Below are 26,525 nucleotides of genomic sequence, written 5' to 3'. Positions count from 1 at the left end.
CTCTAGCATCACCCAAAATGTTACGATATGGGCTGCATAGGATAATTCATCATACAGTCCCAACCACAACTCAGTAGGTGCTCGGACAAATAGCAAAGGACTGCATCTGAAAGACTTATGTGATTAGAAATCACCTGAAAAAAATTAAAAACAGTTACCACGCGTAAGCAATTGAATATATTGACAAACATTAAATGTAACTGTTAATTAGGATCCAGAAATCATGCATCACGCCATCGAGTATCACCATTTTTCCTGCCAGGGCCTGCACGCCGGCAACCGCAAACGAACTCCGGTCGGGCAGCTGTTGCGGATCACCTGGGGCGCCGCGCTGCTGAGACTGGGCCAACATGAGCTGTTGCTGCCGGCAGGCAGCAGCTTCTGGCTCTGCGCCGATGCCCTCGCGGCCTTCAGCCCCCTCAGCGGTTGCGAGTACGATCAGTTGAATGTCTCTTTGCGCGTGGCTCAGCCGCAGCAGGCAGGCTGGCTGCAGACCACCCCGCTGCTCGATGCCCTGCTCGACTCGCTGGCTCGGTGGCAACGTCCGAAAGAGTGGCAAGGGGCCTACGGTCAGCGACTGCAGGTGATCCTGGATGAGCTGCAACAGTGCGCCATCAGCCAGCAGGGTCACGGTGAGCTGCAAGCCTGCTGGCAAGCGCTGGCCAATGGCCAACCGGAGTCTCTGCAACTGTGGGCACAACAAGCCGATGCGCCAGTGGAAGGGAGTGAATTGCAACAACAGTGGCAACTGCTGCAAGCGCTCAGATTGCTCAAGGGCGGCAGCAAACCCGCGCAGGTGGCCAGCAAGCTGGGTTATGCCGATGAGACCGCATTGCAAGCGGCCTGCCAGCAGTGGGGCGTTGACGAGGATGGCAATCAATAACCGGACGCCGATGGAATACGCCAACGAAATTGGCTGAATGAGTCCAGTTTTTTGCCAGATGGTCGTTAACAAGGAAGGGCCATTCCCCCCGTAATCCTTTATGCTAGAGGCCTGAAGTGACTGCCAACGTTTCGACCAACAGGACATCTGCCATGACGAGCAAAGCCAATCAATCCCAGGGCATGTTGCTGTTTCACCTTTCAGCCAAACAATCCTTTGCCATCGGTACCCTCAAGGTGAAGGAGATAGTGCCCTACACCCAGCTGACGGCAATGCCCCACTCGCACCCGACCGTGTTGGGGGCTGCCAATATGCGCGGCTCCACTATTCCGGTGATCGACATGGCGATGGCGGTGGGCTATCGCCCCATCAGCAAGGAGGAGATGCCCCACTGCTTCATCATCATTACCGACTGCCGCCGCACCCTGGTGGGCTTTCTGGTACGGGGCATCGACAAGATCACCGAGTGCAACTGGCGCGATATCGAATCGCCACCCGCCTCCCTCGGCCACAATGTCTTCGTAACCGGTGTGACCCGGGTCAATGACCAGCTGATCCAGCTGCTGGATGTGGAGCTGATCCTCTCCCGGGTCTATCCGGACGATCCGAGCCACCTCTATCCGGTGCTGACCGATGTGCAGCGGGAGCGGATCAAGCCGATGCGGATCCTGCTGGTCGATGACTCTTCGGTCGCCCGCCGTCAGCTGATGGCCGCCCTCGACTACATCAATATCCCCTATGAGGTCTGCACCAATGGCAAGGATGCACTGACCCTGATGCAGACGCGGGCGAGCCAGAAGACCCCGATCGACATTCTGGTGAGCGATATCGAGATGCCGGGGCTCGATGGCTACGAGCTGGCCTTCGAGGTGCAGAGCGACAGCAAACTGGCGGGGGCCTACATCATCCTGCACACTTCGCTCTCCAGCGAGATCAGTGTGGAGCGGGCCCATCAGGTGGGAGCCCATGAGGCGCTGACCAAGTTCGAAGCCAATGAGCTGATCCAGGCCATGCTGCGCGGCGCCGAACATCACGATCGCCTACTGAAATAAGCCAATGACTGGCGGGAGGAACACGCCTCCCGTCCTCCTTATCTTCGACCCAGACCGACTGACCCCATGCTGACCGAGAGCCACTTCCACGCCCCCTGGTGGGCACGCAATCCTCATCTGCAGACCATATTGCCCAAATGGCTGCGCCGCCCCCCTGCCCGTTTTGTGGCGGAGCGGTTTGAACTGCAGGATGGGGACTTTGTCGACCTCGCCTGGAGTGGGGAAGTCAGCCTTGATGAACGGCCGCTGATAGTGGTGTTTCACGGGCTGGAGGGGAGCATTCACTCCCACTATGCCAAGGGATTGTTCGCCCATCTGCAGCAAGAGGGCAGAGAGGCTGTGCTGATGCACTTTCGCGGTTGCAGCGGCGAGCCCAATCGCCACCTGCAGGCCTATCACTCCGGCGCCATCGGAGATGCGCTGGAGCTGATTGCCGAGCTGAGCCAGCGCTTCCCGGGCAAACCGCTGATCGCCATCGGCTTTTCACTGGGTGGCAATATGTTGGTCAATCTGCTGGCGCGGGCATGTCCTGCGGCATTGAAAGCGGCGGTGGTGGTCTCGGCCCCGCTGCAACTGGCGAGCTGCGCCGAGCGGGTCAATCAGGGCTTCTCGAAGGTCTATCAGAACTATCTGCTGCGCACCATGCGCCGCAATTTGCTCAGCAAGATCCGCCAGCAGCAGAAAGCGAGTGAACGCTGGCAACCTAGACAAGTGGAACAGATTGCCACCCTGCGCGATTATGACGAGCTGGTCACCGCGCCACTGCACGGCTTTCACAGTGCAACCCACTACTACCAGAGCTGCTCCGGCCTGCCTCTGCTGCGCCAGATCCCAATCCCAACCCTGGTCATTCACGCCGCCGACGATCCCTTTATGTCACACGCGGTGATTCCCCGGCCGGAGCAACTCTCGCCCACGGTGCGCTATGAGTTGAGCCAGCGCGGCGGCCATGTCGGCTTTTTGCACGGCACGCCCTGGCGGCCGCGGTTTTGGCTGGATGAGCGGATCAGCCGCTGGATTGCCGAACAGAGTCACTCTGCAACACAGAACTGATTGCGTCCCGACTCCTTGGCCCGATAGAGCGCCTGATCGGCCCGCTCCAGCAACTGGCTCGCCTCTTCGCCGGAGACATTGCTGGCAATCCCCTGACTCACAGTCACCCAGGGGGCAACATCGGACGCCAGATGCTCCAGCTGCAGGCTGGCCAGGCCATCTTGCAGCCGCTGCGCCACGCTGGCCGCCGCCTGACGGTCGGTATTGGGCAGCAGCAGCACAAACTCCTCTCCGCCATAGCGGGCCACCAGATCAGATGGAGTGCGAACCGCACGGTTGAGCGCTTGTGCCACCTCCTTGAGGCACATATCCCCTACCTGATGGCCGTAGTGGTCGTTGAATCGCTTGAAATAGTCCACATCGATCAGGATGAGCGATAGCAGAGCGCCGCTCTCCTGGCTATGGGCCAACGCGCGATCCAACTCGATATTGAAATGCCGCCGGTTAGCGACACCGGTCAGAGGATCTTGCTTGGCGAGCTGATCAAGTTTGCGCAGCAGCGTCAGATTTTCATGCTCCCGCATGATCGCCAATTCAAACCAGCGGTGCAGCATGCGGCGGCCGACCTCCAGCGCAATCACGCCAAACAACACGCCAAGCAGGTAGATCTGGGGAAAATCGACGCGCAAAAAGAGCTCCAACCCTACACCCACCGTCATCGGGCCCAAGAGATAGCCATAAAAAACCTTGCGATCGGGATAAAACGCGATGAGCGCAGCCAGCAGGTTGAGCCGCATGATCCCGTTGGCATAGCTAACTCCTCCCCGCAGCTCCACCTGACCAATCGTATAGATATGCAGCGTCCAGAGTCCGCCCCATAGCACCATCACAAGCGCAGCCATCCGTAACCAGAGGCGATCCTGCAGATGGTCACAAAACAGGCTAACAACAGGTAGTAGCAATAGCACCACCATGACCAGGGCCAGCTCACTCTGAAAGCGCCAGGGCAAGCTGTCATCACTGGCGAGCCCGACTTGGCTGTAAACCTCGTAGCGTATCGAAAGAAACAACACCACCAGCCAGTTCAACAACCAGAACCACACCATGCCTCGGGCAATCGCCTCTCGACGTGCGCTGTCCAGATGCTCAGTCAGGGTTAACGGCGCGCTGCGCTGCGCTTCAGACAACATCTCTCAGACTCCGGTGAAAAGGTAAAAAGTGATTGCATTCGCGGGATTCAACACAACAATAGCCTGACGATCACCTCTTTTGCTGTGAGACCTTTAAATGATCATTCCCTGGCAAGAACTGGACGGCGACACCCTGACCAACCTGATCGAACACTTTGTGTTGCAGGAGGGAACAGAATATGGAGAGCAGGATGTACCGCTTGGCGTCAAAGTCGATGCAGTGAGAGAACAATTACAGCAAGGCAAAGCTGTCATCGTCTATAGCGAGCTGCACGAATCGGTGAATATCGTGATGAAAGACCGCTTCATCGAGCAGTCTTGACCCAACCGCAATCCGGACCTTATAACGGAATTCCCAAGGAAGAGAGAATCCCATGTCGGCCAAGCACCCCATTATTGCCGTTACCGGTTCGTCCGGTGCCGGCACCTCCACCTCCACCAACGCCTTTCGCTCCATGTTCCATCAACTGGGATATACCGCGGCGGTGGTGGAAGGTGACAGTTTTCACCGCTACACCCGACCGGAAATGGATGTAGCGATCCGCAAGGCGCGCGAACAGGGGCGTCATATCAGCTATTTTGGCCCTGAGGCCAATGACTTCGGGCTGCTGGAGAGCTTTTTTCAGGGCTATGGGCAGGATGGCAATGGCCAGTATCGCCGCTACCTGCACAGCTTTGACGAGGCGGTGCCCTTCAACCAGATGCCCGGCACCTTCACCCCCTGGCAGCATCTGCCCAGCAATACCGATCTGCTGTTTTATGAAGGGCTGCACGGCGGTGTGGTCACCGAGGATCACAATGTGGCGCGCCACGTGGATTTTCTGATAGGCGTGGTACCCATCGTCAACCTGGAGTGGATCCAGAAGCTGATCCGCGATACCTCGGAGCGAGGGCATTCCCGCGAGGCGGTGACCGACTCCATCGTTCGCTCCATGGATGACTACATCAACTTCATCACCCCGCAGTTCTCGCGCACCCATATCAACTTCCAGCGAGTACCAACGGTGGATACCTCCAACCCCTTCAGCGCCAAGGTGATCCCGAGTCTGGACGAGAGTATGCTGGTGATCCGGTTTCGCGGTATCAAGCAGGTGGATTTCCCCTACCTGCTGTCGATGATCGATGGCTCATTCATGTCGCGGATGAACACCATCGTGGTGCCGGGTGGCAAGATGGGCTTTGCGATGGAGCTGATCCTGCGCCCGCTCATCCAGCAATTGATCGAAACCGGCAAAATAACCTGATTCAAAGGAGTTCACGATGCGGCTTGCTTATCTCTCTGTGGCACTGCTCGCCCTGCTTGGCGGTTGCAGCAGCGGGCCAGCGGCCCCCACGCTGGAGTCCGGCACCATGCTGGTTCGCCCGATGGGCAACTGGACCTATGGTGCAACCCCGCACTACGCCCTGGCCGAACAGTATCAATTTGCCGGCGAGCTGGCGGAAGGGTGGCTGGAGCCGATGCAACAGGCGGTGAGCCGGGAGCTCAATAGCAAGGGGTGGCAGAGTGCACCGCTCGACGAGGCGGATCTGTGGGTCGCCATCGGCGTCGCGGGCGGCAAGGATATGAGTGACGGCGAGATTTTCGCCCGTCTTGGCATGACGCCCGGGGTATATGCCTCGGCCAACCAGCGCAAAGGGTCGCTGGCCATCGTGCTGCTCGATCGCAAAACCCAGAAAGCGGTCTGGAGCAGCATCATCCAGCTGACCAGCGATGTGAGCATTGCAGACAGCCAGCGTCAGGCACTCAGCCAGCAGCTCGCGGCAGAGCTACTCAATCGCATCCCCACCAACTAGCGCTTGTTTAGTGATGACGGATGGATAGAAAAACGGCTTGCCTCCCGGCAAGCCGTTTTTTGTGGTCTCAACCTCTTGACCCAATCCGGTCTAAGCCAGACTCGGGCACAAACCCGCACACCTTCAGCTATCTGTGGTCACTTATTTAAGTGTACAGGTCAGCAGCGTGACTCCTTTCTGAGTGAGGAGGGCTTGCTTGTCCTGATTCCAGAAAGTGGTGACGCTGTCGGAATATTTGGCGCCAGATTCAGACTCAACACGTGCCAGCTTGTGATAAACCCCGGCATAGGGGAACTGCACCATGTCAGCCTGGGCATCATAGGTAACGGCCAGCATCTCTTCGCCACACTGGTATTGGCTGTATTGATACTGGGTAGGTTGCGGGCTGCTGCACGCCGCCAGGCCCAAAAGGGGAAGCAGAGCGATCAATTTTTTCATTGCACTTTCCTTATGTAATGGCTTTATGTCATGGCCTTGTGCAGTGGCCTTACGTAACGGCCTTATGCCAGGGTACCAACGAAACTATCGTTATCAAGCTTCAACAATTTGATAACTATGGGTAATTTGTACCGCTTTTTCCAACATCAGGGAAACAGAACAATATTTTTCCATCGACAGCTCGACCGCTCTGGCCACCTGCTTCTCCGCCAATCCCTTGCCTGTCACCACGAAGTGCAGATTAATCTTCTCGAAAACCCGGGGCACGCTATCGACCCGTTCGCCACTGACATCGACATGGCATGCGGTCACCGACTGGCGCGCTTTTTCGAGGATGGAGACCACATCAATGGAGCTGCAGCCACCGACCGCCAGCAGGATCATCTCCATCGGGCTGGCCCCCTCACCGGGGTTGGCACCATCCAGGATCACCTTGTGACCGGATTCACTCTCACCCACAAACTTCATCCCTTCCACCCAGCTGACCTTGGCTTTCATCTCGCACTTTCTCCTGTTAATCATGATGATGGATCCCTAGCATAACCCAGTCGCTTATCTCTGCCGAACAGGGGGAGTTGGGATGGAAATAGATCAAAATCAACATCTCCGACCTCTATCTTCCCTAGAATGGCCGAAGCGGCGCAGCAGGCATTACTCAAAGGGCTCTGTCAAAAGCCCGCAAAGCCTTGTCAGCACAGGCAAAGGCTCTTATCCTACTGCGACCAATACAAGGAATGGCAAGATTGGCAGCTTGCCCGGACGCACAAGTCCATAAAAAGACACTACAGAGGAATTCTCATGGTCATTGGCAAACCGCAAAGCGATCCCACCCTGGAATGGTTCTTGTCGCACTGCCACATTCATAAGTATCCCGCCAAGAGCACCCTGATCCATGCGGGTGAAAAAGCGGAGACCCTCTACTACATCGTCAAGGGCACTGTGGCCGTCTTGATCAAGGACGATGAGGGCAAAGAGATGATCCTCTCCTATCTGAACCAGGGCGATTTCCTGGGCGAGATGGGGATGTTCGAGGAGAACGAGAATCCCGAGCGCTCCGCCTGGGTTCGCGCCAAAGGCTCTTGCGAAGTGGCAGAGATCTCCTACAAGAAGTTCCGCCAGCTGATCCAGGTCAACCCGGACATTCTGATGCGTCTCTCTGGCCAGATGGCCAAGCGCCTGCAACACACCAGCCAGAAAGTGGGTAACCTCGCCTTCCTGGATGTGACCGGCCGGATCGCCCAGACCCTGCTCAACCTGGCCAAACAGCCGGATGCCATGACCCACCCGGATGGCATGCAGATCAAGATCACACGTCAGGAAATCGGCCAGATCGTCGGCTGCTCTCGTGAAACCGTGGGCCGCATCCTGAAGATGCTGGAAGAGCAGGAGCTCATCTCTGCTCACGGCAAGACCATTGTGGTATTTGGCACTCGCTGATGATCCGTCCGCAGGCCTGACTGAGGCCTTGGGATAAAAAAGGCTGCTACGGCAGCCTTTTTTGATCCTCTCCCCTATAATCCCGAACGCCCTTCACTGTTCCGGCATTCGCCCAGAGAGTTACTATGCACCTTCAATGTCCCCGCTGCCGCAGTCCGCTCCATCTTCATGAAGCCTCCCAGGGGCGCTATTGCGACAACAAGCATCACTTCGATCCGGCACCAGAAGGTTATCTGGATCTCATCCCCGGCAAGAAAAACCCCAAAGACAGCGACAGCCGTGCCCTGATGCGCGCCAAGCACCATTTCCTGGAAGCCGGCCACCAACTGCCGCTGGTTGAGGCAATGGCCGGCCTGCTCGCTCCGCTGGCCTCACAAGAGCTGGTCCATCTTGGGTGCGGTGAAGGCTACTACTGCCGCGCGCTGGCAGATCGCCTGCCCGGCTGGCAGTTTGCTGGGGTTGATATCGCCAAGAACACCATCTTTGCCGCCAAAAAAGCACAGCCGGACGGCCAGTTTGTCATTGCCGATCCCGCTCGCGCGCCGTTGCAACCGGGCTCGGTGCAGGTGCTGCTGGTCAACGATCTCAAGGTCAAGACCGAACAGCTGGTCAGCTGGCTGGCCCCCGGTGGCTATCTGCTCTATCTGCAGCCGGGCCCCCGTCATCAGTGGCAACTGCGGGTCAGCCTCAACCCGGTGAGCATGGAACACCCCCTCAGCTGGCCAACCCTCGGCGGCCTCAATCCGGTGACTCAACAACGCTGCCAGTTCAGCCTCACCATGGATCAGGCCATGCGCAGCTTTATTCTGGAGACCAGCCGTCTTGGCTGGCGGGCAACCGGTGAGCAGCGTCACGCTTTCGCTCAACAGGGCCCGAATGAACTGGAACAGGATCTGCTGCTGACCCTGTGGCAAAAGCCCATCTGATCACTGGGGGGGAGCCTTGCAAGGCTCCCGCCCCGTTTTTCCCGCCCCGCCCCATTCTCCCCTGTGTGATATAGCTCACAACTTGAGCCATCGACCTTGTTGCTTAGAACAGTCTTGATGTCAAAAAAGTCACTAGAAAATAATTCATTGAATTTAATCTCTTTTTATCTTGTCAAAAACCGTCACATCCAGTCTTGATAACGACCTCGCCACCTTAATTAAACAACGATGGATTCAGCCCCAGTCAAGGTTGGGGCGCCTACCGTGTGGCTATCGGACCATTTCCGATTTCACAGAACCGACAACAAGTTCGGAAGTGTTTACATCAGAGGAATAACGCATATGAAGAAGTCTGCACTGACTATTGCCATCTCCAGCCTGCTGCTGGCGAGCGGCGCCCATGCTGCTACCGTTTACAACCAGAACGATACCAAGCTGGAGATCGGTGGCCGTGCTCAGGGCATGTACTACGGCACTGACGACAACGGCTCCGAAGGCGACCAGAGCTATTTCCGTGTAAACATGCGCGGTGAAACCAAGATCGCCCCCGAAATGAAGGCGTTCGGCTTTGCCGAGTACAACCTGCCGACTTCCGGTTCTGACAACGACGAGCTGCGTTATGCCTATGCCGGCATCAAGCACGATCGTTTCGGCGCATTCAGCTACGGTCGTCAGGATGGTCTGTTCCGCATCGTGAACGACTACACCGACGTACTGCCCGAGTGGGGCGGTGACGGCCTGGGTAAAGGCACCGAAGTATTCGGTACCGGCCGTACCAACGGTCTGGCCCAGTACCTGTACACCTACAATGGCCTGACCCTGGGTGCCCAGTTCACCGGCAACAATGATCCGCAGAATGCCGATCGCTCCAACTTCAACACCAATGGCACAACTTGGAACAAGAAAGGTTCCAAAGAAGGTTTTGCTGTAGCTGCCTCCTATGACTTCGATATGGGTCTGGGCCTGTCAGCTGCCTACAACCAGGCTGGCAAGACCGATGAACAAGCTCAATTCGCTGCCTTCGGTGGCGACAAGGATGCCAAGCTGATGGGCTTTGGTGCCAAGTACGCTGTAGGTGACCTCTACCTGGCTGCAACCTACTCCCACGGTGAGAACCACCTGTTCGTGAACAACGGCTACGCTGAGAAGCACGACGGTTACGAAGCTGTAGCCCAGTACACCATCGGCAAGTTCAAACCTTCTCTGGCCTACCTGCGCACTGACGTGAAAGACTCCGCTCACGGTATCGATGATACCTACACCGAGTACGTATCTATCGGTGCCTGGTACAACTTCACCGAGAACTTCAACGCCTACGTTGATTACAAGCTGAACCTGCTGGACTCCGTAAATGGCAAGTCCACCAACTCTCTGGGCCAGAACACCGACGACGTAGTCGCGGTTGCCCTGCAGTACAACTTCTAAGTAATTGGAAGTCAGTTATACCCTGTGATACCAATGTCTACTGTTTGAATTACTTCCGGCCGCTCTGCGGCCGGTTTTTTTATTGCGCCTTTTCAGCACCTTGCATATAACTATCGAGCGGATTGATGGCAATATCCGCGTCGTTGACAGGGAGTGACAAGGAGATATTCACGGATGAGACAAGCGCGCGGGAACATAGACTGGCAACGCGGGTGGCTGCTGTTGCCACTGCTGTTGATATCGCTCATCTGGAGCAGTACGGCAGATGCCAGCTGGGATCAGAGCCTCTATCGTCAACTGGGTCTGGCCGGCAAGCTGGATAAACAGACCTTTCGTCAGGCACTCAACAGTTATCAAACTGTGCGCCACAAACGCAAACCCATTCTCACCATCATCGATTACAGCAAGCCATCCACCCAGCGCAGGCTGTTTGTCATCGATATGAAACGCCACAAGCTGCTCTATCACACCTGGGTCAGTCATGGCCGCAACTCAGGTGAACTGGCAGCAAAACACTTTTCCAACCAGCTCAACTCCCGCCAAAGTTCCCTTGGCGTCTATCGCACCGCAGAAACCTATCTGGGCAAGCATGGCTACTCCCTGCGGCTGGACGGACTCAGCCCCGGCAAGAACAGCAATGCCCGCAAGCGTGCCATCGTAGTACATGGCGCCGCCTATGCCAGCCCGACCCATCTGCGCAAATATGACAAGCTGGGCCGCAGTTGGGGTTGCCCCGCCCTGCCCAAAGAGCAAGCCAGAGCCATCATAGATACCATCAAGGGGGGGAGTGTCATCTACGCCCACGGCTAGCGGGCACAACACCAGAAAACGCAAGGCCAGCAATCGCTGGCCTTGTTTGTTACGCTTTTCACACTAAACGTGGTCCGTTATTGGCGCACCACCAGTACCGGACAGGGTGCATGACGCACCACAGACTCGGCGACACTGCCTACCAGCAGATGGCTGATACCGGAGCGGCCGTGGCTGCCCATCACGATCAGCTCAACTTCATCTTCCTTGGCCTGAATGACAATTTCATCGGCGGCGCGGCCAAAGCGAATATCAAAGGTGGCCGGGATCGGCAGGGTGGCAACCAGCTCTTTGAGCTGGGTTCTGGCCTGACGCTCCATCTCGTGGGTTATCTCGATGGCCGTCATATGCAGGATCTTGTAGCTGTCGAAACCGTGCAGTTGATCAACCACGTGGATCAGCTTGAGCTGGGCCTGATGGCTCTGTGCCATAAAAACGGCATAGTCGAGTACCGCGCGAGACATTTGGGAAAAATCGACTGGACAGAGCAGAGTCTTGATCGATGGCATAATGCAGTCTCCTCTACTGATTGGGGTGCTATTGAATCTTTACTCGATCATAACGATCCGACCGCAAATAACCCTCGACCCTGTCGCAAAATGGAGATGCGGAATGTTTTCTCCGCCCGCCACTATCAATGGCATGGTATAAATCAGGTGATAAATGCTCTCCTCACCCCTGCGAGGATAATGCTGACCATGCTGCGCATCGGTTGTTTGCTGCTTTGCTCTCTGTGTGCGATCGCCCACGCTCGCACAGCCGATATTCACGTCTATTGCGATGGCTGGCCCGGTTTCTGCCAACCGGATGGCCGCGGTATCTATCTCGATCTGGTGCGAACCATCTACCAACCCCATGGCTACCAGATCGTGCCCCATATCGTGCCCTACAAACGCGCCGTCGCCATGATAGCCAAGCAAGAGGGGGATATGGCGATGAGTGTCTATCTGGACGAGATCAAGGGGGTCAAACAGCCCCGTCAGCCAGCCTCCGCAGATGATGTGACCGTCTTCATGCTCAAGCAGTGGCAGCCACAATGGCGGGGAGAGCGCAGTCTGGAGGGAGAGACCGTGCTCTGGCGGCGAGGATGGGTGCTGGATAAATATCTTCCGGTCACCATGCGATGGCACGAGATCGACAACCATGAGATGGCCCTGCAGCTGATTGGCAAGGGGCGCTATCGCTATTACCTGACCGCTGGCGTGCTCCATGCAGCCGATGAGACCCCGGCCAATATGTACCGCACCATTTTGCGCTGGATACCGACTTACCCCATTTTTGCCGATACCGAGCAGGGCGACCGGCTACTGCAGCTGTGGGATCAGGAGATGGTGAATCTGATCCGTCGCGGCACGCTGGCCGAGATATATCGCCATTATCACCTCTATGAATACTACCGCGACTTTCTCGAGGAGCAGGCGGTCAAGGCCAGCGAAAAATGATCCCACCATAGGGGAAAGAGAAGGATGCCGCAGCCCCGTCAACAGCGGCCACCGCCAGCAACCTGCCCATGAGCAACACCTTTCCATTGTGGTTTGAGTCACCGTAGCCACGCCACAACTCAGGGTTGCCGGAACCCCTTAGCCAAGCGGTCATAGAGGATCACATTGACCGAGGCGGCCAGATTCATGCAGCCCTGAGTCGGCACATAGACCACATCTTTCACCGCGCCATAGAGGGCGGGATCGAGCGTGCCATCCTCCGGCCCGAAGATATAAAAAGCGCGTTCCGGATGGACATAGTCGGGGAGCGGCGTAGCGCCGTCGATCAAATCGACCACCACGGGCACGCATCCCTGCGGGATAAACGCCATCAGATCATCCACCCCGAGCAGCGGGATCTTCTCCACCATCTGCTTGGTATCGGTGGCAAAGCGGCGCGCCAACTCGAAGCGGTTGCCGGTGTAGTAGACCTCATCCACCCCGTAACAACCCGCAGCCCGCATCACGGAGCCGACATTTTCCGGAGACTTGGGATTGACCAACCCCACGCAGCAGAATGCACTCTTTTCCATCATCTCTCCTCATCTTGCGGCGGCCATTATAAGCCGTTGCAGGGCCACCGACCCGTTAAAAGTCCCCTCCCCAGCTAAACCGCTTGCCAACCCAGCTTTGAATGTCGATTTTTTGTGCGCAAGCCGACAAATTTTGTACAAACCGATAGCCGGCAAACGTTTCCCAGCAATAATGGACAAACGTTTGTAAATGGATGTTTGTCTATGACTGAGCGTGAACAAGAGATCCTAGCCCTGCTGCGTCAGGATCCCATGATTGCCCAGCAGGAGCTGGCCGATCGCCTCGGCATCAGCCGCTCTGCGCTGGCCAGCCACATCTCCAGCCTGATCCGGCAGGGATATGTGCAAGGCAGAGGTTATGTACTGCGAGAAGGCCCCTACGTGGTGGTGATCGGTGGTGCCAATATGGATATTTGCGGCACCAGCCACGACAACCTGCTGCTCGGCGACTCCAACCCGGGCAAGGTGCGCACCTCGGCCGGTGGTGTTGGCCGCAATATCGCCGAGAATCTGGCGCGGCTCGGCAGCGACACCCGGCTGCTGACCGCGGTCGGCAACGACCAGTATGGCCACCATCTATTGGAAGTGAGCCAGCGGGCCGGCGTCGATGTGCGCCAGACTCTGGTGCTCGATGGCCACGCCACCTCCTGTTATCTCAGCCTGCATGATGGCAGCGGCGAAATGAGCTGCGCTATCAATGACATGGCCATCATAGAGCAGCTCACCCCTGCCCGCCTGACCCCCCTCGCAGGCTTTCTCGGCGGTGCCCGGCTCTGGGTGCTCGATACCAATCTGGCCATCCACACCCTCGACTGGCTGTTCGAACGGCAGGGTGATCACGCCATTTTTGTCGATACCGTCTCGGTGGCCAAGGTGGAGAAGATCCGCCCCTGGCTCGGCAAGATCCACACCCTCAAACCCAATCGAAGCGAGGCTGAGCAGCTGTGCGGCATGACCATCGCCGGGCCCGAAACCTGGCCTATGGTGGCCGCTTGGTTCCACCGCGCCGGGATCAAACGACTGTTCCTCAGTCTGGGTGAACAGGGGATCTTCTACAGCGATGGCGAGCAACAGGGCCACCTGCCGGTGCTGGGCAGTCCGGTGCTCAACGTCACCGGCGGCGGGGATGCCTTTATGGCTGGTCTCGCCCACGCCTGGCTGCAAGAGCTCGACATAGCCCAAACCACCCGCTTTGCCTTGGGCTGTGCCGCCCTCACCGTCAATTGTTCCGATACCGTTTTTTCCGGTCTGAGCAAGACCGCCGTTGACCGCATACTGGAGGAGTACTCATGCTGAACGCTTACCTCGATATCCAACCGGAAGTTGCTGCCGCGCTGGCCGCCGGCAAACCGGTGGTTGCCCTCGAATCCACCATCATCTCCCACGGCATGCCCTATCCGCAGAACGTGGAGACAGCCCGTCAGGTTGAACAGGTGGTGCGCGACAACGGCGCCATCCCAGCCACCATCGCCATCCTCGACGGCCGCCTCAAGGTGGGTCTCGATGCGGGTGCACTGGAAGCGCTCGGCCGGGCAGGCCACAGCGTGACCAAGTGCAGCCGCCGCGACATTCCGTTCGTACTGGCGCGCAAAGGGATGGGGGCCACCACGGTCGCCTCCACCATGATCATCGCCGCCATGGCGGGGATCCGGGTCTTTGCCACCGGCGGGATCGGCGGGGTACATCGCGGGGCGCAGGAGACCTTCGATATCTCGGCCGATCTGCAGGAGCTGGCACAAACGCCGGTGGCCGTAGTCTGCGCCGGCGCCAAATCGATCCTCGATATCGGCCTGACGCTGGAGTATCTGGAGACCCAGGGCGTACCGGTGATCGGCTATCAAACCGAGGAGCTGCCCGCCTTCTACACCCGCGAGAGCGGCTTCAAGGTCGATTATCGCCTCGATACCCCGGCAGCCATCGCCGAGGCGCTGCGCCTCAAGTGGGAGCTGGGACTGGCGGGCGGCGCCGTGGTGGCCAACCCCATCCCGAGCGCACACGCTATGCCAAAAGCCGATATCGACGCAGCCATTGCCCAAGCGCTCCATGAAGCCGATGAGCAGGGGATCAAGGGCAAAGCGTCTACCCCCTTCCTGCTGGCCCGCGTCTGCGAGCTGACTGGCGGCAACTCGCTGGCGGCCAATATACAGCTGGTACTGAACAACGCGGCCCTCGGTGCCCGCATCGCCGCCAGCCTCTGATCGCACGCCAATACCTCGCCATGTAAAAGAGGGCCTGACGGCCCTCTTGTTGTGTTTGCTATCTACTGCGCTATTGCAACACAGTGTTATTGCAGTACCACGCGTCCATTGAGCGGTTGCACTGGCCGGTTGTTGGGATGGTGCATCACCGCCTTGAAGGCGTCGATCTGGGCCTGACTGACCTCGACCGGCTGCTTCATCACCAGCCAACGCACCCCTTCCGAGCAGGGCGGCGTGGTGAGGGAACCGCTGAAGCGGTAGTAGTCGCGGCTCTCGGGCAGCAGTTGTTCCGCAGCGAGCGGCGCCTTGAGAGTGTGGATATCGCCCACCTTGGCCGGTAATTCACCCCAGGCTGCCGTCAGTGCCGGATTGGCCTTGCCAGCCTCGAACATCACCGCCACCACTGCGATCTCCCCCTTGTCACTGACGTGCACCAGATGCCCTTCCAGCGGATAAGATTTGCCCTCGATGAGGTTTTCACTCGGGGCGTGGAAGTGGAACTGCTTGAGCTCAAACGTGGTGCCATCGAGTTGCAAGGTGCTACCCGGGGCATAACCGACCTGCACGGTGTGACCGTTGTTGACCACTGTGTTGCCACCCGCCTGATAGTGGAGTACCAGCGGGGCCAGTTTGGCCTCGACCAATCCGCTCAGGTCAACCGGCGACTGATTGCTGCCCGCACACTGGCCAAACTCCGGGGTCAGCTTGGCCCAGTGGCCAGGCCCCGCCTCACCGCTATATTCCCAATGGGGGGTGGCAGCAAACACGACAGGGCACAGCAACAGGGAGCAGGCCAACAGAGACTTTCTCATCATACATCCTTATCTTGATTGAAAAGCACGACCATCCGGCGCCGCTCCAAAGAACAAGACGACAGAGGGTGTTGAAACGCAGGGTACAATTTGCTCATCCTGTCGGTTTATTATTAATGATGCATTTGATAGGTATTTATTTAACGGCAGAATGGCAAAGCATATTGAATAATCGCTTTATTCAATGACAGCAATCTAATTAATCGCCTGTTCATTTTCTTTGCTTCGCACATAATCCAGACATGATGCTAACTCCATACTCTCCTCTTAATTATCCTGCCCCCATTTTGCCAACAAATCATATATGATTGTTTTTATTGTAAATAATCAAGCAAGGCTGATTTTGATCAATTAATGAACAGCGCTTTGACGTCATCCTTGTCTTGCTGGCATAAACAGCTTCAAGGGAGATGACGCAATGAGAAAATATTGTTTGCTAGTGGCACTGATATTACCCGGTGCCGGTTGGGCGAATGAACCCATACAGCCCGTGGAACCAGCCAAGGTGACAAACCCGGAAAAAGTCGAGTTGGGCAAGATGCTGTTTTTCGAGCCAAGACTCTCCAAATCCGGCGCAATCTCTTGTAACTCCTGCCATAACCTGGCGACCGGAGGGGTGGATAATCAAGTCAGCTCACTCGGCCATAAATGGAAAGTGGGCCCTATTAATTCACCGACCGTACTCAACTCCAGCCTCAACTTCGTGCAGTTCTGGGATGGTCGCGCCAAGGATCTGAAAGAGCAGGCGGCGGGCCCCATCGCCAACCCACTGGAGATGGCATTTACCCACAATCTGGCGGTCGAAACTCTGCATACCCTGCCTGGCTATCGTACCCGCTTCAGCGCCGTTTATGGCAAGGACAACTTCGGCATTGACGAGGTCACCGATGCCATCGCTGCTTTTGAAGAGACCCTGGTTACCCCCAATGCCCCGTTTGACCGCTGGTTGAAAGGGGATAGCAAGGCACTGACCGCACAACAGCTGAAAGGGTATGAGCTGTTCAAAGCCAAAGGATGCACGGCATGCCACAACGGGGTCGCTATCGGCGGCAACTCTTATCAGAAGATGGGACTGGTCAAGAGTTACAAAACGGACAACCCGGCTCAGGGTCGCGGTGCCGTCACCGGAGAGAAGCAGTTCATCGGCTGGTTCAAGGTACCCACCCTGCGTAATATCGAGCTGACTTATCCCTACTTCCACGATGGTGCAGTATGGGATCTGAAAGAGGCAGTCCAGATCATGGCTGATATCCAGCTGGGGCAGCGCCTCACAGATCAGGAAGCCGAAGATATGACTGCCTACCTCAAGAGCCTGACCGGTGAGCAGCCGCAGATCGTGTTGCCACAACTCCCACCGTCACAACCTGATACCCCCAAACCAGAGGTAAAAAGCTGATAAAAAACAACAGGGGCCGTGGCCCCTGTTGTCTGCTACCTTACCGGACGATTCAGCGATCCCGATTCAGGGTGATCAGACGATCAAGAATCGCCTCACCATCGGCACGCAAACCGTTGTGCTCATACTCATTCGTGATCCAGGCGCGACTGTTGCCAAGACCACGCAGAGTTTCGCGACTGTAGTCAAACTCCACATACATATCCTCGGCATAGACGGCGCAGGCTACCGGCACCTGGTTGCGGGCCAGTTGTGCCGGGTCATAGAGCGCCCCCCAGTCCGCCTTGTTGGCCAGCAGATGGGCCGCCTCTTTCAGGGGCAGCAACTCGCGGTACTGCTCGAACATCCAGGGGTAAACCATCTCGCCGGTGAAGGCGAAATCCTTGCCGGGTGCCCAGTTCACCGCCGGGAATTCCACTCTGACCCGATCCGCCGCCCAGCGAGTCGCCTTCCCTTCGGCGTAGATAGCCTCGTGCAGGATGGCAAACAGCGGGTTGGTATTGAATGGCTGCATACTCTGCACCTGATAAAGAAAGGCCGGGCTCAGCTTGTCACCGATAAAGGCCTCTTCCAGCAGGTAATAAAGCTCCTCAAAGGCACCCGTAGCGCCGAGATCCAGCCCTTGCTGCTGGAACTGCTCCACCGTAAGGCGCTGGCCATTGGGAAGTCGCACATCGTGCTGGTGCAGATGGTTGGCCAACCGGTTGGCAATCCCCTGAGCGTGGGGGAAGCGGGCGAAGAAGGCTCGGTTCTTGTCAGCCACCCGCTGATAGGTGGCGCGGTAGACCTCCTCGGCACTGCGGCCGATCGGTGCGATACCGCCGGTGATATAGACCTCCCGCAGGCTATCGGGGAAGAGCGAGAGATAGGTCAGGCAGCAAAAACCGCCAAAGCTCTGACCAAGCAGGCTCCAGCGATGCTTGGGGCTGAGCTCCTGCCGGATGAACTCGGCATCTTGCACTATGCTGTCGGCGCGAAAATGGCCGAGATACTCCGCCTGCTCGGTCGGTGTCATTTTGGCCAGAATCTGCCCGTGAATGGGGCTCGACATCCCGGTGCCCCGCTGATCCAGCAGCAGCACTCTGAACTCCTGCAACGCCCGCTTGAGCCAACCACTGTTGGCCGTCGGGCGCGGCGCCCCGAATCCCGGCCCCCCTTGCAGAAACAGCAGCCAAGGCAACTTCTCATCGAGCTTATCTTTACGGCAGAGGGTACGGGCAAACAGGGTAATGCTGTCACCATCCGGCTCACCATGATCGAGGGGAACGGTAAAAAAGTGCGGCTCGCAATGAATGCCGTCCAGTACATAGCTCAAGGGGCTGTTCATCTGGGGTCTCTCCGTCAGGATGGGAACATCATTGACCCCATCATATCCTCGCCCAGCCACAGGGTCACTCCGGTTTTCCAAAATGTTAACAATGGCTTAAAGGTCGAAACATCACCAGACAAGCCGCTCTTCAACGGTGCTGAATTAATTGTTTTGCGGGGGAGATTGACGCCATGGCGCCATTCAACAAAGATGGCTCGCCTGCACAGGAGTGCAGCCATTCAGGCCGACAAAATGGATAAGGGAATGTGATGAAACCGAAGTGGATCAGGGCCAGAAAAAGAGAGAAGAAGCCATGCCCTGGCAGCATGTTGCAGACCGGAATGCTGCTGTTCAGTGCCACCTGTGGCGCGACGCTCTTTTTGGCAGCATGTAACAGCAACTAGAAATGAAAAAGCCCGCTCGATTGAGCGGGCTTTTCGAATTTGGCTCCTCCTACTGGACTTGAACCAGTGACATACGGATTAACAGTCCGCCGTTCTACCGACTGAACTAAGGAGGAATTGTGGTGCCCAGAGACGGAATCGAACCGCCGACACGGGGATTTTCAATCCCCTGCTCTACCGACTGAGCTATCTGGGCAACGGCGCGCATTAAACCCTTTCCAGCGCAGAGTGTCAACCATGATGGCACGATAAAAAGCGCGTTCGCTCAACAACCGAACGAAGCGACCATTTATTATCCACTTCAGTCCTGTTTGCCATACTTGCTGGCCTCTGAACACCCTGCAGGCTGCGCCAATATGATGGAAATTCGAGGTTCAGTGGGTCCGCCGCATTGAGCCGAATCCACTCTGCGAGTATGCTTTGCCGCAATGATACCGCCTGGAGGCAACATGAGTCTGAATATGCAAGAGTGGCGTGATGAGACCACCGAGATCGTCAACGAACTGCTGGCCGATGGCAGCAATCCCGATGCGGATTACGATATCGAGCACCACTTCGCCTGCCAGGATTTCGACCGTCTGGAAAAAGCAGCGGTTGACCTGTTCAAGGCTGGTTTTGAAGTGACCGATGCCGAAGAGATGGAACTGGATGACGGCGCCACCATCTTCTGCTTCGATGCCACCATCGAGTGCAAGCTGAATGTCGAAGCGATCGTCGCCGATATCGCCAAGATGCTGCCCATCCTGGAAAAATATGGGGTGGATTACGATGGTTGGGGCACCTACTTCCAGGATTGATCCTGCCTCCATCGTAAAACAACAAGGCCACCTTGGGGTGGCCTTGTTGTTTCTGACGATCTCTCACGCCAGATAGCTGGCAGCGAACTCCGCCGGCGGCAGGGGGCGACTGAACAGATAGCCCTGGAGCCGATCACACCCCGCCTCGGTCAGCCACAACTGCTGCTCGGGTGTCTCTACCCCTTCGGCAGTGATCCGGATCCCCAGCTCATGGCCCAACCCGATAACTGACCGCACGATAGCGGTGGTCGCGCTATTGCTGGCGAGCCCCTGAGTGAAGCTGCGATCTAGCTTGAGGGTCGCCACCTGCAAACGCGGCAGATAGGCCAGCGAGCAGTAACCGGTACCAAAGTCGTCGATGGCCAACTGAAAACCGGCGGCGATCAGGTTGTCGAGGTTGGTCTCAATCTCGTCTGCATTCTCCATCAGTACCCCTTCGGTGATCTCCAGCTCCAGCTGACTAGCCTTGAGACCATGGCGAGCGATGCAGGCAGAGACCCGCTCACAGAGCGCCGGGTCACGGAACTGCAGCGGCGAGAGGTTGATGGAGAGCACCATATCCGGCTGCGCAGTTTGCCACTGCGCCAGCTGGGCACAGCCCTGCTCCAGCATCAGCTGGCCCAGTTGACCGATGATCCCCATCTCTTCCGCCAACGGAATGAATTCGTCGGGGGAGATCATCCCAAGCTCGGGATGGGGCCAGCGACAGAGCAGCTCGGCGCCATGCAGCCGGTGAGTGCGGGTACAGATGATGGGCTGATAGACGGCAACCAGCTGGGCGGACTTGATAGCGAGCGGCAACTGGGCGGCGATCAGCTGACGTCGCTTGAGCCGGGCATGCAGCTCGGGATCAAACAGGGTGCAGTACTGCTGCTGCCGTTTGCCCTGCGCCAGCGCAGCCTCGGCATGACTGAGCAACCGCTCGGCATCGCTTGCCCGCCCCTGAGCCAGCCCGAGAAACACCGGGATCTGGATGCGATGATCTTCCACCTGATAGTGCTCCATCAACTGCTGCTGCAGATGCTGGCTCCACCCCTGCAATGGCTCGTTGAAGTCCGGCAGCAGCAGGCTGAAGTCATCGGCAGCGACCCGACAGAGCAGGGAACGCGGCGGTACCAACTGCTGCAACCGCTTGGCCACCTGGCTGAGCAGGCGGTCGGCAATCCGGATCCCGAAGCGATCGTTGATCTCACGAAAATGGTGCAGATCGACCAGCACCAATGTGGCACTGCGTCCCCCAAGATGGCGGCTGGTCTGCAAGAACCGGGAGAGTTTGAGCAGCCCGGTCAGACTGTCGTAGTGCTGCTCCTGCTGCAACTGCGCCTGAGTGGTGCGCAGGCCGGTGATGTCACGCCCCAGCGTCAGGATCCCGAGAGAGTGACCATCACCATCGGGGACATCGACCCGGGTGATCTCCATGTGTCGCCCCTGCCCGCTGGCATCCAGCAGACAACACTCGCCATGACCCATCCCCTGCGGCGCCGCCAACCGGAACGGCAGTTGCTGACCCAGCACCTCATCCGCCCCTTGGCCGATAAAGTCGAGAAACGCCTGATTGCACTCCAGCAACACCCCGTTGTGATCATCGAAACGGATCAGGTCAGGAATGGCATCGAGCAGAAAACGCTGCAACAACTGCTGCTTTTTGACCGTTTGTTCCAGGCTCTTACGCTGGGCAATCTCGTTAACCACACCGAACACTGCGCAAGCTTCCCCCTGCGGGGTGTAAAGAGGCACCTTGTGCACCTCCATCCAGCAGGTATTCCCGCCCCGGTTGCAATGGAGCTGCTGATACAGCATCGGCACGCCTCCGGCAAGCAGCTGCTCATCCTCACTGCGAAAGAGATCGCCCCAGGGCATCTCTGCATCTGTCTTGCCGACAACCTCGGCAGGCGACTCCAGCTTGGCTTCACGGGCGAACTCACGATTGGCGAACAGGTAACGCCCATGACTATCCCGACAGAAGATACTCATTGGCAATTGGTCGATGATCTGCTGCAGCAGATCCGGGGTGAGCATGTTAGTCACAGGGGTGCTTATGGAGGAATTTCGAGCAAATCTATGATAGCAAACCAATTTTGTAAAGCACCCCGATCACCTCCCCATAACATCGAACGCTGGATGGTTGCTGACAGAGATTGTCGCTCCGGCGATAATAGGCGCCGGTTGGCCAATGGCCTGGTGATATGGACGAGAGAAACAAGATGAAAAAGATTATGGGGAGCGCATTGGCGCTGCTGCTGGTTGGTTGTGCTGGTGACAATAACGGCGGTGAGGAGTATCGCTACAACCCGCCAATTGCCGAGGCAACCAACAACACTCAGGAAATGGCGATCCCGGTGGATCTGGTGTGGGCTCGCGCCGAGAAGTGGTTCACCGATCACGGCCTCACCATCGAAAACAGCCAGCGTGGTTCCGGCCTGATGACCGCCAACGTCAACCAGTCAGCCGACGGGCTGGAGTGGCTGGACTGCGGTACTATGGGTTCCAAAGTTGCACTGGGCAACCCGAACCTGCAGATTAACCTGATCATCACCCAGAGCGGCAACAGCAGCGTGGCCACCGTCAACGTCAAGGGCAACACCGAGCTGTTCTTCGTTGAATCCTCAGGCGAGCGCGTACCGGCCCCGTCCATCAAGCCGGTCTGTGTCTCCCGCGGTACCCTGGAGCAGAGCCTGTTCGCCACCCTCGGCAACTGATTTCGCTTTCCTGCAAAGATAAAAAAAGCGGCAGATTGCTCTGCCGCTTTTGTTTTTCTACTGTCTGTTCGTGTTAGCCATGAGGCTTGTAGATCTCCAGCATATTGTTCAACAACATATAGTCGATGACCTGGCTGGCTTGGCTCTGATCCGTATATGCATTGCCTGTCAGCGAGGCAAAAGAGTGTCCTTCCAACACAATTGTTTGCATCAAATTATGCTGAGGCGTGTCATCTCTCACTTCCAAACGAACCTTGCCACTCTCTTCAAAGATTGAGAGCAGCCCTTTCAGAGATGCTTCACTCTTACCACCATCAGAATCAAGCAGGTCACTCAGATCAATAACATCCTTCTGATTCAAGTCGACGGTATTATTGGCCGTCTTGTTGAAATCAGTAATGACATCAGTAGCTGGACTGCTGGCACTCGCATCTCCCTGGTTCCATACGAAGAAATCTTTACCTTCTCCACCAGTCAGAATGTCGTTACCCAAACCACCATACAGTTTGTCACTGCCAGTGCCGCCATAAAGGATATCGTTGCCATCTTCACCATAGAGCTCATCGTCACCGCCCTGCCCGAACAGGATGTCGTCCCCAAGACCACCATGCAGCTTGTCGTTCCCCCCTCTGGTATCGCCCGCCACATCAAATGACTTGGCATTCCCCTTGATGTATTCGTAAAGCTCAAGGGAGCTGGGTGCATAACCGTTTTTCAAGGTCAGGAACTGGGTCAGCCCATCCAGCCCCTTGCCATCAACCCAATCTGCTGGCTTGACCGGATTACCGGCCGTGCCCCAGGGCAGGTTGTCAGTGTTGATGGCATCCCCGAACAGGATATCGTTACCCGCGCCACCGTGCAGGACATCGGCCCCCACTTCGGCAGGAGTGTTGGTGGTCGAACTACCGACCAGCACGGCCTTAAGCTGATCTGCCGTATTGATGATGTCGGGCTGACCAACTGGCGGACGCCCACCTATCACCTTATTCAAGTTATCGATCTTCAGGGTAGCCGTTCCTGAGCTTCCCCACTCGTTTATGGTAAAGACATAACGGTAATCGCCCGCAGCCAGCGCACCGCTGTTGATTGTCCCCACTGAGGTCACCGCAGCACCGATGTTTACCCAGGCAGTACCGTTCCAGCGTTCCAGCTGCACCGAGAAACTGTCTGCGGAGCTGACATCACTACCTTTGCTCAGGTCGAAGCGCAGACCGCTACCAGCCGCCAACGTCATTTTTTCGCTAGCAAATACCGACGCATCGTTTTTCGCATTGTCCGTCAATTCCAACCGACTACCGACCCTTGTGACACTCCCAAAGATATCGCCGGCTAGGCTCCAACTACTCGCGCTCCATGGCCCCGTATTGCTGGAAAAATCATTCAGTAACAGAGCATTCTCATATTTAGTGCCTGAGCCAGTCACCTGCGTATTGTCAAAATACTCCAGATTTTCCTTCTTCACGCCATTACCGATGCCGATCGCCTTGACCTCGCTATGCCCAGATAAAGGAGCAAACGCATCGATAGCCTTTTGCATCGCATCTGATTCAGATGGATTGCGGTTCCCGTTATAAACTGTTGGATCACCATCGGTCAGGAAATAGGTAACGTTCTCAAACGTCGATCCGGAACTGCTACCGGGCTTGGTATTGAACCAGTTGGTTGCCTCGATAAAGGCATCCTCGTAGTTAGTTCCACCACCAGCTCTCAATGAATTAATGTTTTGAATCAAATCAGCTAGATTAGCTGCATTCAAGCCATTGAAAAATAGAGCATCATCAGCAGCCTCATTAAAACTAATCAGAGCAATATTAACGATACCATCATGACCAGCTAATTGCGTCGCTAACACTTTGAGTGCATCAATCGTCAATTTCATACGAGACGCAGCATATTGCTCAGGAGTCTGATACCAGCTTCCATCCCAATTCCGTGTAGTATTTTGATGACCAGCAAGGTCATTAATCATACTGCCTGATGTATCTACAATAAGTGCAATATTGTAGTTTTTACCCGGCTCAACCGAGGTCTTGATACCACCAATATCCCCCAGCAATACATCATCACCACGACCCCCTTCAACAGGCTTGTCTGACGTACCATTGTCCCCATTCGGGTTTGTGGTGGGCTTGACCATAAAGCCGGTGTCCGCTTCGGTATATTTCACTTCACCGACTATCGGCTGACTGTCCATATCATACTCTTGCGAGCCAGCCACCACTGTGACCTTGATATTCTGGCTACCGACAGGCAACTCCACCTGCAGCGACAATTTCCCGTCTCTATCCAGCATGCTGGCCGGCACCTTCCAACTACCATCTGCCTGCAGTGTGCAGCCTGAAAGTAGCGCACCTTGAGGTAATCCCTTGATGGTCAGATCGGTAAAATGTTCGCTGCCATCGGTATCGATCAAATCGACATCAACCTTCAAGGTCGCCAGATCTGCCACCTTAGTCAGGTTGCCATCCTTGAACTCATACTTGCCATCTTGCAGATAAAGGGTCTCAACGCTGTAAAAATCATGGTAAGTCAAAGCACCGCTAATCGGGTCTTTATACACGAGACTGTAATCAAAGCTCTGTGAGCCACTAGGCTTAATCAGCTTGAGATCCTTCATCGAACCCGGCATATAGGCCACATCCAGACCATCGCCACCATAATATGAGGTAGAGGCCTTCAAGCTCTGGGCAATCAGCGTATCGTTGCCGGCATCGCCATGTAGAGTGACCGACGCAACAGCATTTTTACCGCCAATCAAGATGTCATCCCCATCGCCACCGATCAGATAATCAACATCACTCGCACCACCGATCAGAATATCATTCCCCACCCCGCCATCGGCCAGGAAGCTATCGCCACTGCCGTATTTGATGGTGTCATGGCCAACACCGCCTTGAACCCAGCTGCCATTACTGGAAACCAGATAATCATCTTTGTTAGTCGGCGACGGAGACGGCGTCTTGCCATTCAGGTCGGACAGCATCTGTTCTACCTTCGCCGCCCCCGGCACAAACCCGCCACTCACCAACTCAACCTTTAGCGCCACGCCGTCAACCACCGGCTTGATATCGACCACAAAGGTCGCATTACCACTACTGTTTACCCCGTCGCTCACCTGATAGCCGAACGACGCATAATCCCGCAGCTTGTTGCCGTCCGCACCCGTGTTCACACCGCTGCCCGCCGACCCGCTCGCCTCATGCGGATCAGGCTTGTACTGCAGCTTGCCGGCGACGATATCGGCCTGGCTGATGGCCAACCCGGCATCCAGCAGTGCCTGTGTAACGACATTGCCATTGAACAGCAACTGCCCATCCGCCGGCAGCGAGGTGATCTTGATCGACAACTTGTCCGCAGCGGTATCTTCATCACTGGCGTTGAACTGGCCCCACGTCAGGGTGAGCAGTGTGTCCTCATCACCCTGCGAGTAACCGCCGGAGGTGGTGGGGGCGTCGTCCACCAACGTCACATCCGGCGTATCGCTACCGTTACCCGTCAGGCCATCCGGATCGGTCACGGTCAGCTCGACCGCCGGCAAGGTGCCGCCCGCGTTTACATGCGCCGCCCCCTTCTCGGTCAGCACCACCTGGCCGCCCACCAGCGCGTAGTAACCCTCCGCGTTGCTGCCCAGCTTGAAGCCCACGGTCAAATCGCTGGCCGTGTTGTCTTCATCCCGGGTGGTGTAGGTTGCCGCCACATCGCCGGCCTTGGCGCTGTTCTCGACGAAGCTCTTGGCGACCACGTCGATGGTGGGCGCGTCGTTGGTCGGTGTGATGACCGGGGTGTCTGCGTCCTGACCGGTGAGCTTGCCATCGGAGACGGTCAAATCAACCTTCGGCAAGGTGCCGCCGTTATTGACGAAGTCCGCGCCAGCCTGGGTCAGCACCACTTCACCATTGACGATGGCGTAATAGCCCTTGTCATTGGTACCCGCCGTGAAGTCGACCG

Annotated in this window: 25 protein-coding genes and 2 tRNA genes; 16 read left to right on the top strand and 11 right to left on the bottom strand. The window is 56.8% G+C overall.

From position 1 onward, the window contains the following. Nucleotides 1-223 precede the first annotated feature (223 nt). From AB5Z02_RS00160 to AB5Z02_RS00150, 3 genes are all read left to right on the top strand, one after another. Entirely contained in the window at nt 224-883 is a 660-nt protein-coding gene (locus AB5Z02_RS00160) for a hypothetical protein (RefSeq protein ID WP_368214850.1), read from the top strand. 152 nt (nt 884-1,035) lie between these two features. Further along, nucleotides 1,036-1,935 (top strand): chemotaxis protein, encoded by a 900-nt coding sequence (locus AB5Z02_RS00155; RefSeq protein ID WP_005335289.1) that lies wholly within the window; start codon nt 1,036-1,038, stop codon nt 1,933-1,935. 66 nt (nt 1,936-2,001) lie between these two features. Continuing rightward, entirely contained in the window at nt 2,002-2,988 is a 987-nt protein-coding gene (locus tag AB5Z02_RS00150; protein WP_368214847.1) for a hydrolase, read from the top strand. On the opposite strand, the gene AB5Z02_RS00145 is transcribed toward AB5Z02_RS00150, so the two are convergent. Then, nucleotides 2,967-4,118 carry a membrane-associated sensor domain-containing protein gene (locus AB5Z02_RS00145; protein WP_368214844.1) on the bottom strand — a complete coding sequence of 384 codons (1,152 nt, stop codon included), beginning with the start codon at nt 4,116-4,118 and terminating at the stop codon, nt 2,967-2,969. The two genes, AB5Z02_RS00150 and AB5Z02_RS00145, sit on opposite strands and share 22 nt — an antisense overlap. A 97-nt stretch (nt 4,119-4,215) precedes the next feature. Between AB5Z02_RS00145 and AB5Z02_RS00140 the strand changes: the two genes are divergently transcribed. From AB5Z02_RS00140 to AB5Z02_RS00130, 3 genes are read left to right on the top strand one after another with little or no spacing between them, the layout of a single operon-like run. Beyond that, nucleotides 4,216-4,440, top strand: coding sequence for a YheU family protein (locus AB5Z02_RS00140; protein WP_005335298.1), 225 nt, complete (start codon nt 4,216-4,218; stop codon nt 4,438-4,440). Between the two features lie 52 nt (nt 4,441-4,492). After that, a complete protein-coding gene (locus tag AB5Z02_RS00135; protein WP_005335299.1) occupies nt 4,493-5,362 on the top strand; it encodes a phosphoribulokinase in 870 nt (289 codons plus the stop codon). A 16-nt stretch (nt 5,363-5,378) separates the two neighbouring features. Further along, nucleotides 5,379-5,912 carry a DUF4136 domain-containing protein gene (locus AB5Z02_RS00130; RefSeq protein WP_231720088.1) on the top strand — a complete coding sequence of 178 codons (534 nt, stop codon included), beginning with the start codon at nt 5,379-5,381 and terminating at the stop codon, nt 5,910-5,912. 141 nt (nt 5,913-6,053) lie between these two features. Here the strand turns inward: AB5Z02_RS00130 and AB5Z02_RS00125 are convergent, their stop codons facing one another. Both AB5Z02_RS00125 and AB5Z02_RS00120 read right to left on the bottom strand, forming a co-directional pair. Beyond that, entirely contained in the window at nt 6,054-6,350 is a 297-nt protein-coding gene (locus AB5Z02_RS00125) for an MliC family protein (protein WP_040067985.1), read from the bottom strand. Nucleotides 6,351-6,443: 93 nt separating this feature from the next. After that, on the bottom strand, nt 6,444-6,848 hold the full coding sequence (locus AB5Z02_RS00120; protein WP_019446908.1) for an OsmC family protein: 405 nt from the start codon (nt 6,846-6,848) through the stop codon (nt 6,444-6,446). 300 nt (nt 6,849-7,148) lie between these two features. Between AB5Z02_RS00120 and crp the strand changes: the two genes are divergently transcribed. The 4 genes from crp (at nt 7,149) to AB5Z02_RS00100 (ending at nt 10,948) form a co-directional block, all read left to right on the top strand. Continuing rightward, nucleotides 7,149-7,787 carry a cAMP-activated global transcriptional regulator CRP gene (crp, locus tag AB5Z02_RS00115; RefSeq protein WP_005335304.1) on the top strand — a complete coding sequence of 213 codons (639 nt, stop codon included), beginning with the start codon at nt 7,149-7,151 and terminating at the stop codon, nt 7,785-7,787. Nucleotides 7,788-7,912: 125 nt separating this feature from the next. Then, a complete protein-coding gene (locus AB5Z02_RS00110; protein WP_231720087.1) occupies nt 7,913-8,713 on the top strand; it encodes a putative RNA methyltransferase in 801 nt (266 codons plus the stop codon). A gap of 342 nt (nt 8,714-9,055) precedes the next feature. Beyond that, nucleotides 9,056-10,138, top strand: a complete 1,083-nt coding sequence (locus AB5Z02_RS00105) for a porin (protein WP_231720086.1) — start codon at nt 9,056-9,058, stop codon at nt 10,136-10,138. A 174-nt stretch (nt 10,139-10,312) separates the two neighbouring features. Continuing rightward, nucleotides 10,313-10,948 carry a murein L,D-transpeptidase catalytic domain family protein gene (locus AB5Z02_RS00100; protein WP_005354246.1) on the top strand — a complete coding sequence of 212 codons (636 nt, stop codon included), beginning with the start codon at nt 10,313-10,315 and terminating at the stop codon, nt 10,946-10,948. A gap of 77 nt (nt 10,949-11,025) precedes the next feature. On the opposite strand, the gene AB5Z02_RS00095 is transcribed toward AB5Z02_RS00100, so the two are convergent. Then, a complete protein-coding gene (locus tag AB5Z02_RS00095; protein WP_005335309.1) occupies nt 11,026-11,457 on the bottom strand; it encodes a universal stress protein in 432 nt (143 codons plus the stop codon). 189 nt (nt 11,458-11,646) lie between these two features. Between AB5Z02_RS00095 and AB5Z02_RS00090 the strand changes: the two genes are divergently transcribed. Beyond that, nucleotides 11,647-12,390, top strand: a complete 744-nt coding sequence (locus AB5Z02_RS00090; protein WP_042053953.1) for a hypothetical protein — start codon at nt 11,647-11,649, stop codon at nt 12,388-12,390. A gap of 119 nt (nt 12,391-12,509) precedes the next feature. On the opposite strand, the gene AB5Z02_RS00085 is transcribed toward AB5Z02_RS00090, so the two are convergent. Beyond that, nucleotides 12,510-12,962, bottom strand: coding sequence for an RNA methyltransferase (locus AB5Z02_RS00085; protein WP_005335311.1), 453 nt, complete (start codon nt 12,960-12,962; stop codon nt 12,510-12,512). Between the two features lie 204 nt (nt 12,963-13,166). Here AB5Z02_RS00085 and AB5Z02_RS00080 point away from each other — a divergent pair, with 204 nt between their 5' ends. Together AB5Z02_RS00080 and AB5Z02_RS00075 are read left to right on the top strand one after the other, a co-directional pair. Continuing rightward, a complete protein-coding gene (locus tag AB5Z02_RS00080; protein WP_368214839.1) occupies nt 13,167-14,258 on the top strand; it encodes a PfkB family carbohydrate kinase in 1,092 nt (363 codons plus the stop codon). Then, nucleotides 14,252-15,160 carry a pseudouridine-5'-phosphate glycosidase gene (locus tag AB5Z02_RS00075; protein WP_231720084.1) on the top strand — a complete coding sequence of 303 codons (909 nt, stop codon included), beginning with the start codon at nt 14,252-14,254 and terminating at the stop codon, nt 15,158-15,160. The genes AB5Z02_RS00080 and AB5Z02_RS00075 overlap by 7 nt, the downstream gene beginning before the upstream one ends. Nucleotides 15,161-15,246: 86 nt before the next feature. Here AB5Z02_RS00075 and AB5Z02_RS00070 read toward each other — a convergent pair whose 3' ends face one another. Beyond that, nucleotides 15,247-15,972: a carbonic anhydrase family protein gene (locus AB5Z02_RS00070; protein ID WP_362787070.1), complete on the bottom strand. Its 726-nt coding sequence runs from the start codon at nt 15,970-15,972 to the stop codon at nt 15,247-15,249. Nucleotides 15,973-16,390: 418 nt separating this feature from the next. Here AB5Z02_RS00070 and AB5Z02_RS00065 point away from each other — a divergent pair, with 418 nt between their 5' ends. Then, nucleotides 16,391-17,368: a cytochrome-c peroxidase gene (locus tag AB5Z02_RS00065; RefSeq protein ID WP_064339529.1), complete on the top strand. Its 978-nt coding sequence runs from the start codon at nt 16,391-16,393 to the stop codon at nt 17,366-17,368. 52 nt (nt 17,369-17,420) lie between these two features. Here the strand turns inward: AB5Z02_RS00065 and AB5Z02_RS00060 are convergent, their stop codons facing one another. The 3 genes from AB5Z02_RS00060 to AB5Z02_RS00050 all read right to left on the bottom strand — a co-directional run bounded on the left by AB5Z02_RS00060 (nt 17,421) and on the right by AB5Z02_RS00050 (nt 19,277). Next, nucleotides 17,421-18,695 (bottom strand): alpha/beta hydrolase, encoded by a 1,275-nt coding sequence (locus AB5Z02_RS00060; protein WP_368214837.1) that lies wholly within the window; start codon nt 18,693-18,695, stop codon nt 17,421-17,423. Between the two features lie 426 nt (nt 18,696-19,121). Further along, nucleotides 19,122-19,197: transfer RNA gene (locus AB5Z02_RS00055), tRNA-Asn, on the bottom strand. Between the two features lie 4 nt (nt 19,198-19,201). Continuing rightward, nucleotides 19,202-19,277 (bottom strand) — tRNA-Phe (locus AB5Z02_RS00050). Between the two features lie 265 nt (nt 19,278-19,542). On the opposite strand from AB5Z02_RS00050, the gene rraB reads away from it, so the two are divergent. Further along, nucleotides 19,543-19,878: a ribonuclease E inhibitor RraB gene (rraB, locus tag AB5Z02_RS00045; RefSeq protein WP_026034893.1), complete on the top strand. Its 336-nt coding sequence runs from the start codon at nt 19,543-19,545 to the stop codon at nt 19,876-19,878. A gap of 63 nt (nt 19,879-19,941) precedes the next feature. Here rraB and AB5Z02_RS00040 read toward each other — a convergent pair whose 3' ends face one another. Continuing rightward, a complete protein-coding gene (locus AB5Z02_RS00040; RefSeq protein WP_162517607.1) occupies nt 19,942-21,897 on the bottom strand; it encodes an EAL domain-containing protein in 1,956 nt (651 codons plus the stop codon). Nucleotides 21,898-22,082: 185 nt separating this feature from the next. Between AB5Z02_RS00040 and AB5Z02_RS00035 the strand changes: the two genes are divergently transcribed. Then, nucleotides 22,083-22,577 carry a hypothetical protein gene (locus AB5Z02_RS00035; protein WP_368214834.1) on the top strand — a complete coding sequence of 165 codons (495 nt, stop codon included), beginning with the start codon at nt 22,083-22,085 and terminating at the stop codon, nt 22,575-22,577. A gap of 73 nt (nt 22,578-22,650) precedes the next feature. Here AB5Z02_RS00035 and AB5Z02_RS00030 read toward each other — a convergent pair whose 3' ends face one another. Then, a complete protein-coding gene (locus AB5Z02_RS00030; RefSeq protein ID WP_368214831.1) occupies nt 22,651-26,463 on the bottom strand; it encodes a type I secretion C-terminal target domain-containing protein in 3,813 nt (1,270 codons plus the stop codon). Nucleotides 26,464-26,525 lie beyond the last annotated feature (62 nt).

The sequence above is a fragment of the Aeromonas sp. R2-3 genome (assembly GCF_040908375.1).
Taxonomy (GTDB): Bacteria; Pseudomonadota; Gammaproteobacteria; order Enterobacterales; family Aeromonadaceae; genus Aeromonas; species Aeromonas veronii.
The sequence above is the reverse complement of the archived record's forward strand: the minus strand, read 5'-3'. Positions and strand labels throughout refer to the sequence as shown.

Excerpts from the sequence above, each read along its gene's own strand:
- AB5Z02_RS00110 (WP_231720087.1), top strand. The coding sequence starts at position 7,913 with ATGCACCTTCAATGTCCCCGCTGCCGCAGTCCGCTCCATCTTCATGAA.
- AB5Z02_RS00095 (WP_005335309.1), bottom strand. The coding sequence starts at position 11,457 with ATGCCATCGATCAAGACTCTGCTCTGTCCAGTCGATTTTTCCCAAATG.
- AB5Z02_RS00070 (WP_362787070.1), bottom strand. The coding sequence starts at position 15,972 with ATGAGAAAGTCTCTGTTGGCCTGCTCCCTGTTGCTGTGCCCTGTCGTG.
- AB5Z02_RS00060 (WP_368214837.1), bottom strand. The coding sequence starts at position 18,695 with ATGAACAGCCCCTTGAGCTATGTACTGGACGGCATTCATTGCGAGCCG.
- AB5Z02_RS00105 (WP_231720086.1), top strand. The coding sequence starts at position 9,056 with ATGAAGAAGTCTGCACTGACTATTGCCATCTCCAGCCTGCTGCTGGCG.
- AB5Z02_RS00135 (WP_005335299.1), top strand. The coding sequence starts at position 4,493 with ATGTCGGCCAAGCACCCCATTATTGCCGTTACCGGTTCGTCCGGTGCC.
- AB5Z02_RS00065 (WP_064339529.1), top strand. The coding sequence starts at position 16,391 with ATGAGAAAATATTGTTTGCTAGTGGCACTGATATTACCCGGTGCCGGT.
- AB5Z02_RS00145 (WP_368214844.1), bottom strand. The coding sequence starts at position 4,118 with ATGTTGTCTGAAGCGCAGCGCAGCGCGCCGTTAACCCTGACTGAGCAT.
- AB5Z02_RS00075 (WP_231720084.1), top strand. The coding sequence starts at position 14,252 with ATGCTGAACGCTTACCTCGATATCCAACCGGAAGTTGCTGCCGCGCTG.
- AB5Z02_RS00100 (WP_005354246.1), top strand. The coding sequence starts at position 10,313 with ATGAGACAAGCGCGCGGGAACATAGACTGGCAACGCGGGTGGCTGCTG.
- AB5Z02_RS00120 (WP_019446908.1), bottom strand. The coding sequence starts at position 6,848 with ATGAAAGCCAAGGTCAGCTGGGTGGAAGGGATGAAGTTTGTGGGTGAG.
- AB5Z02_RS00130 (WP_231720088.1), top strand. The coding sequence starts at position 5,379 with ATGCGGCTTGCTTATCTCTCTGTGGCACTGCTCGCCCTGCTTGGCGGT.
- AB5Z02_RS00160 (WP_368214850.1), top strand. The coding sequence starts at position 224 with ATGCATCACGCCATCGAGTATCACCATTTTTCCTGCCAGGGCCTGCAC.
- rraB (WP_026034893.1), top strand. The coding sequence starts at position 19,543 with ATGCAAGAGTGGCGTGATGAGACCACCGAGATCGTCAACGAACTGCTG.
- AB5Z02_RS00125 (WP_040067985.1), bottom strand. The coding sequence starts at position 6,350 with ATGAAAAAATTGATCGCTCTGCTTCCCCTTTTGGGCCTGGCGGCGTGC.
- AB5Z02_RS00150 (WP_368214847.1), top strand. The coding sequence starts at position 2,002 with ATGCTGACCGAGAGCCACTTCCACGCCCCCTGGTGGGCACGCAATCCT.
- crp (WP_005335304.1), top strand. The coding sequence starts at position 7,149 with ATGGTCATTGGCAAACCGCAAAGCGATCCCACCCTGGAATGGTTCTTG.
- AB5Z02_RS00035 (WP_368214834.1), top strand. The coding sequence starts at position 22,083 with ATGAAAAAGATTATGGGGAGCGCATTGGCGCTGCTGCTGGTTGGTTGT.
- AB5Z02_RS00090 (WP_042053953.1), top strand. The coding sequence starts at position 11,647 with ATGCTGCGCATCGGTTGTTTGCTGCTTTGCTCTCTGTGTGCGATCGCC.
- AB5Z02_RS00140 (WP_005335298.1), top strand. The coding sequence starts at position 4,216 with ATGATCATTCCCTGGCAAGAACTGGACGGCGACACCCTGACCAACCTG.
- AB5Z02_RS00155 (WP_005335289.1), top strand. The coding sequence starts at position 1,036 with ATGACGAGCAAAGCCAATCAATCCCAGGGCATGTTGCTGTTTCACCTT.
- AB5Z02_RS00080 (WP_368214839.1), top strand. The coding sequence starts at position 13,167 with ATGACTGAGCGTGAACAAGAGATCCTAGCCCTGCTGCGTCAGGATCCC.
- AB5Z02_RS00040 (WP_162517607.1), bottom strand. The coding sequence starts at position 21,897 with ATGCTCACCCCGGATCTGCTGCAGCAGATCATCGACCAATTGCCAATG.
- AB5Z02_RS00085 (WP_005335311.1), bottom strand. The coding sequence starts at position 12,962 with ATGGAAAAGAGTGCATTCTGCTGCGTGGGGTTGGTCAATCCCAAGTCT.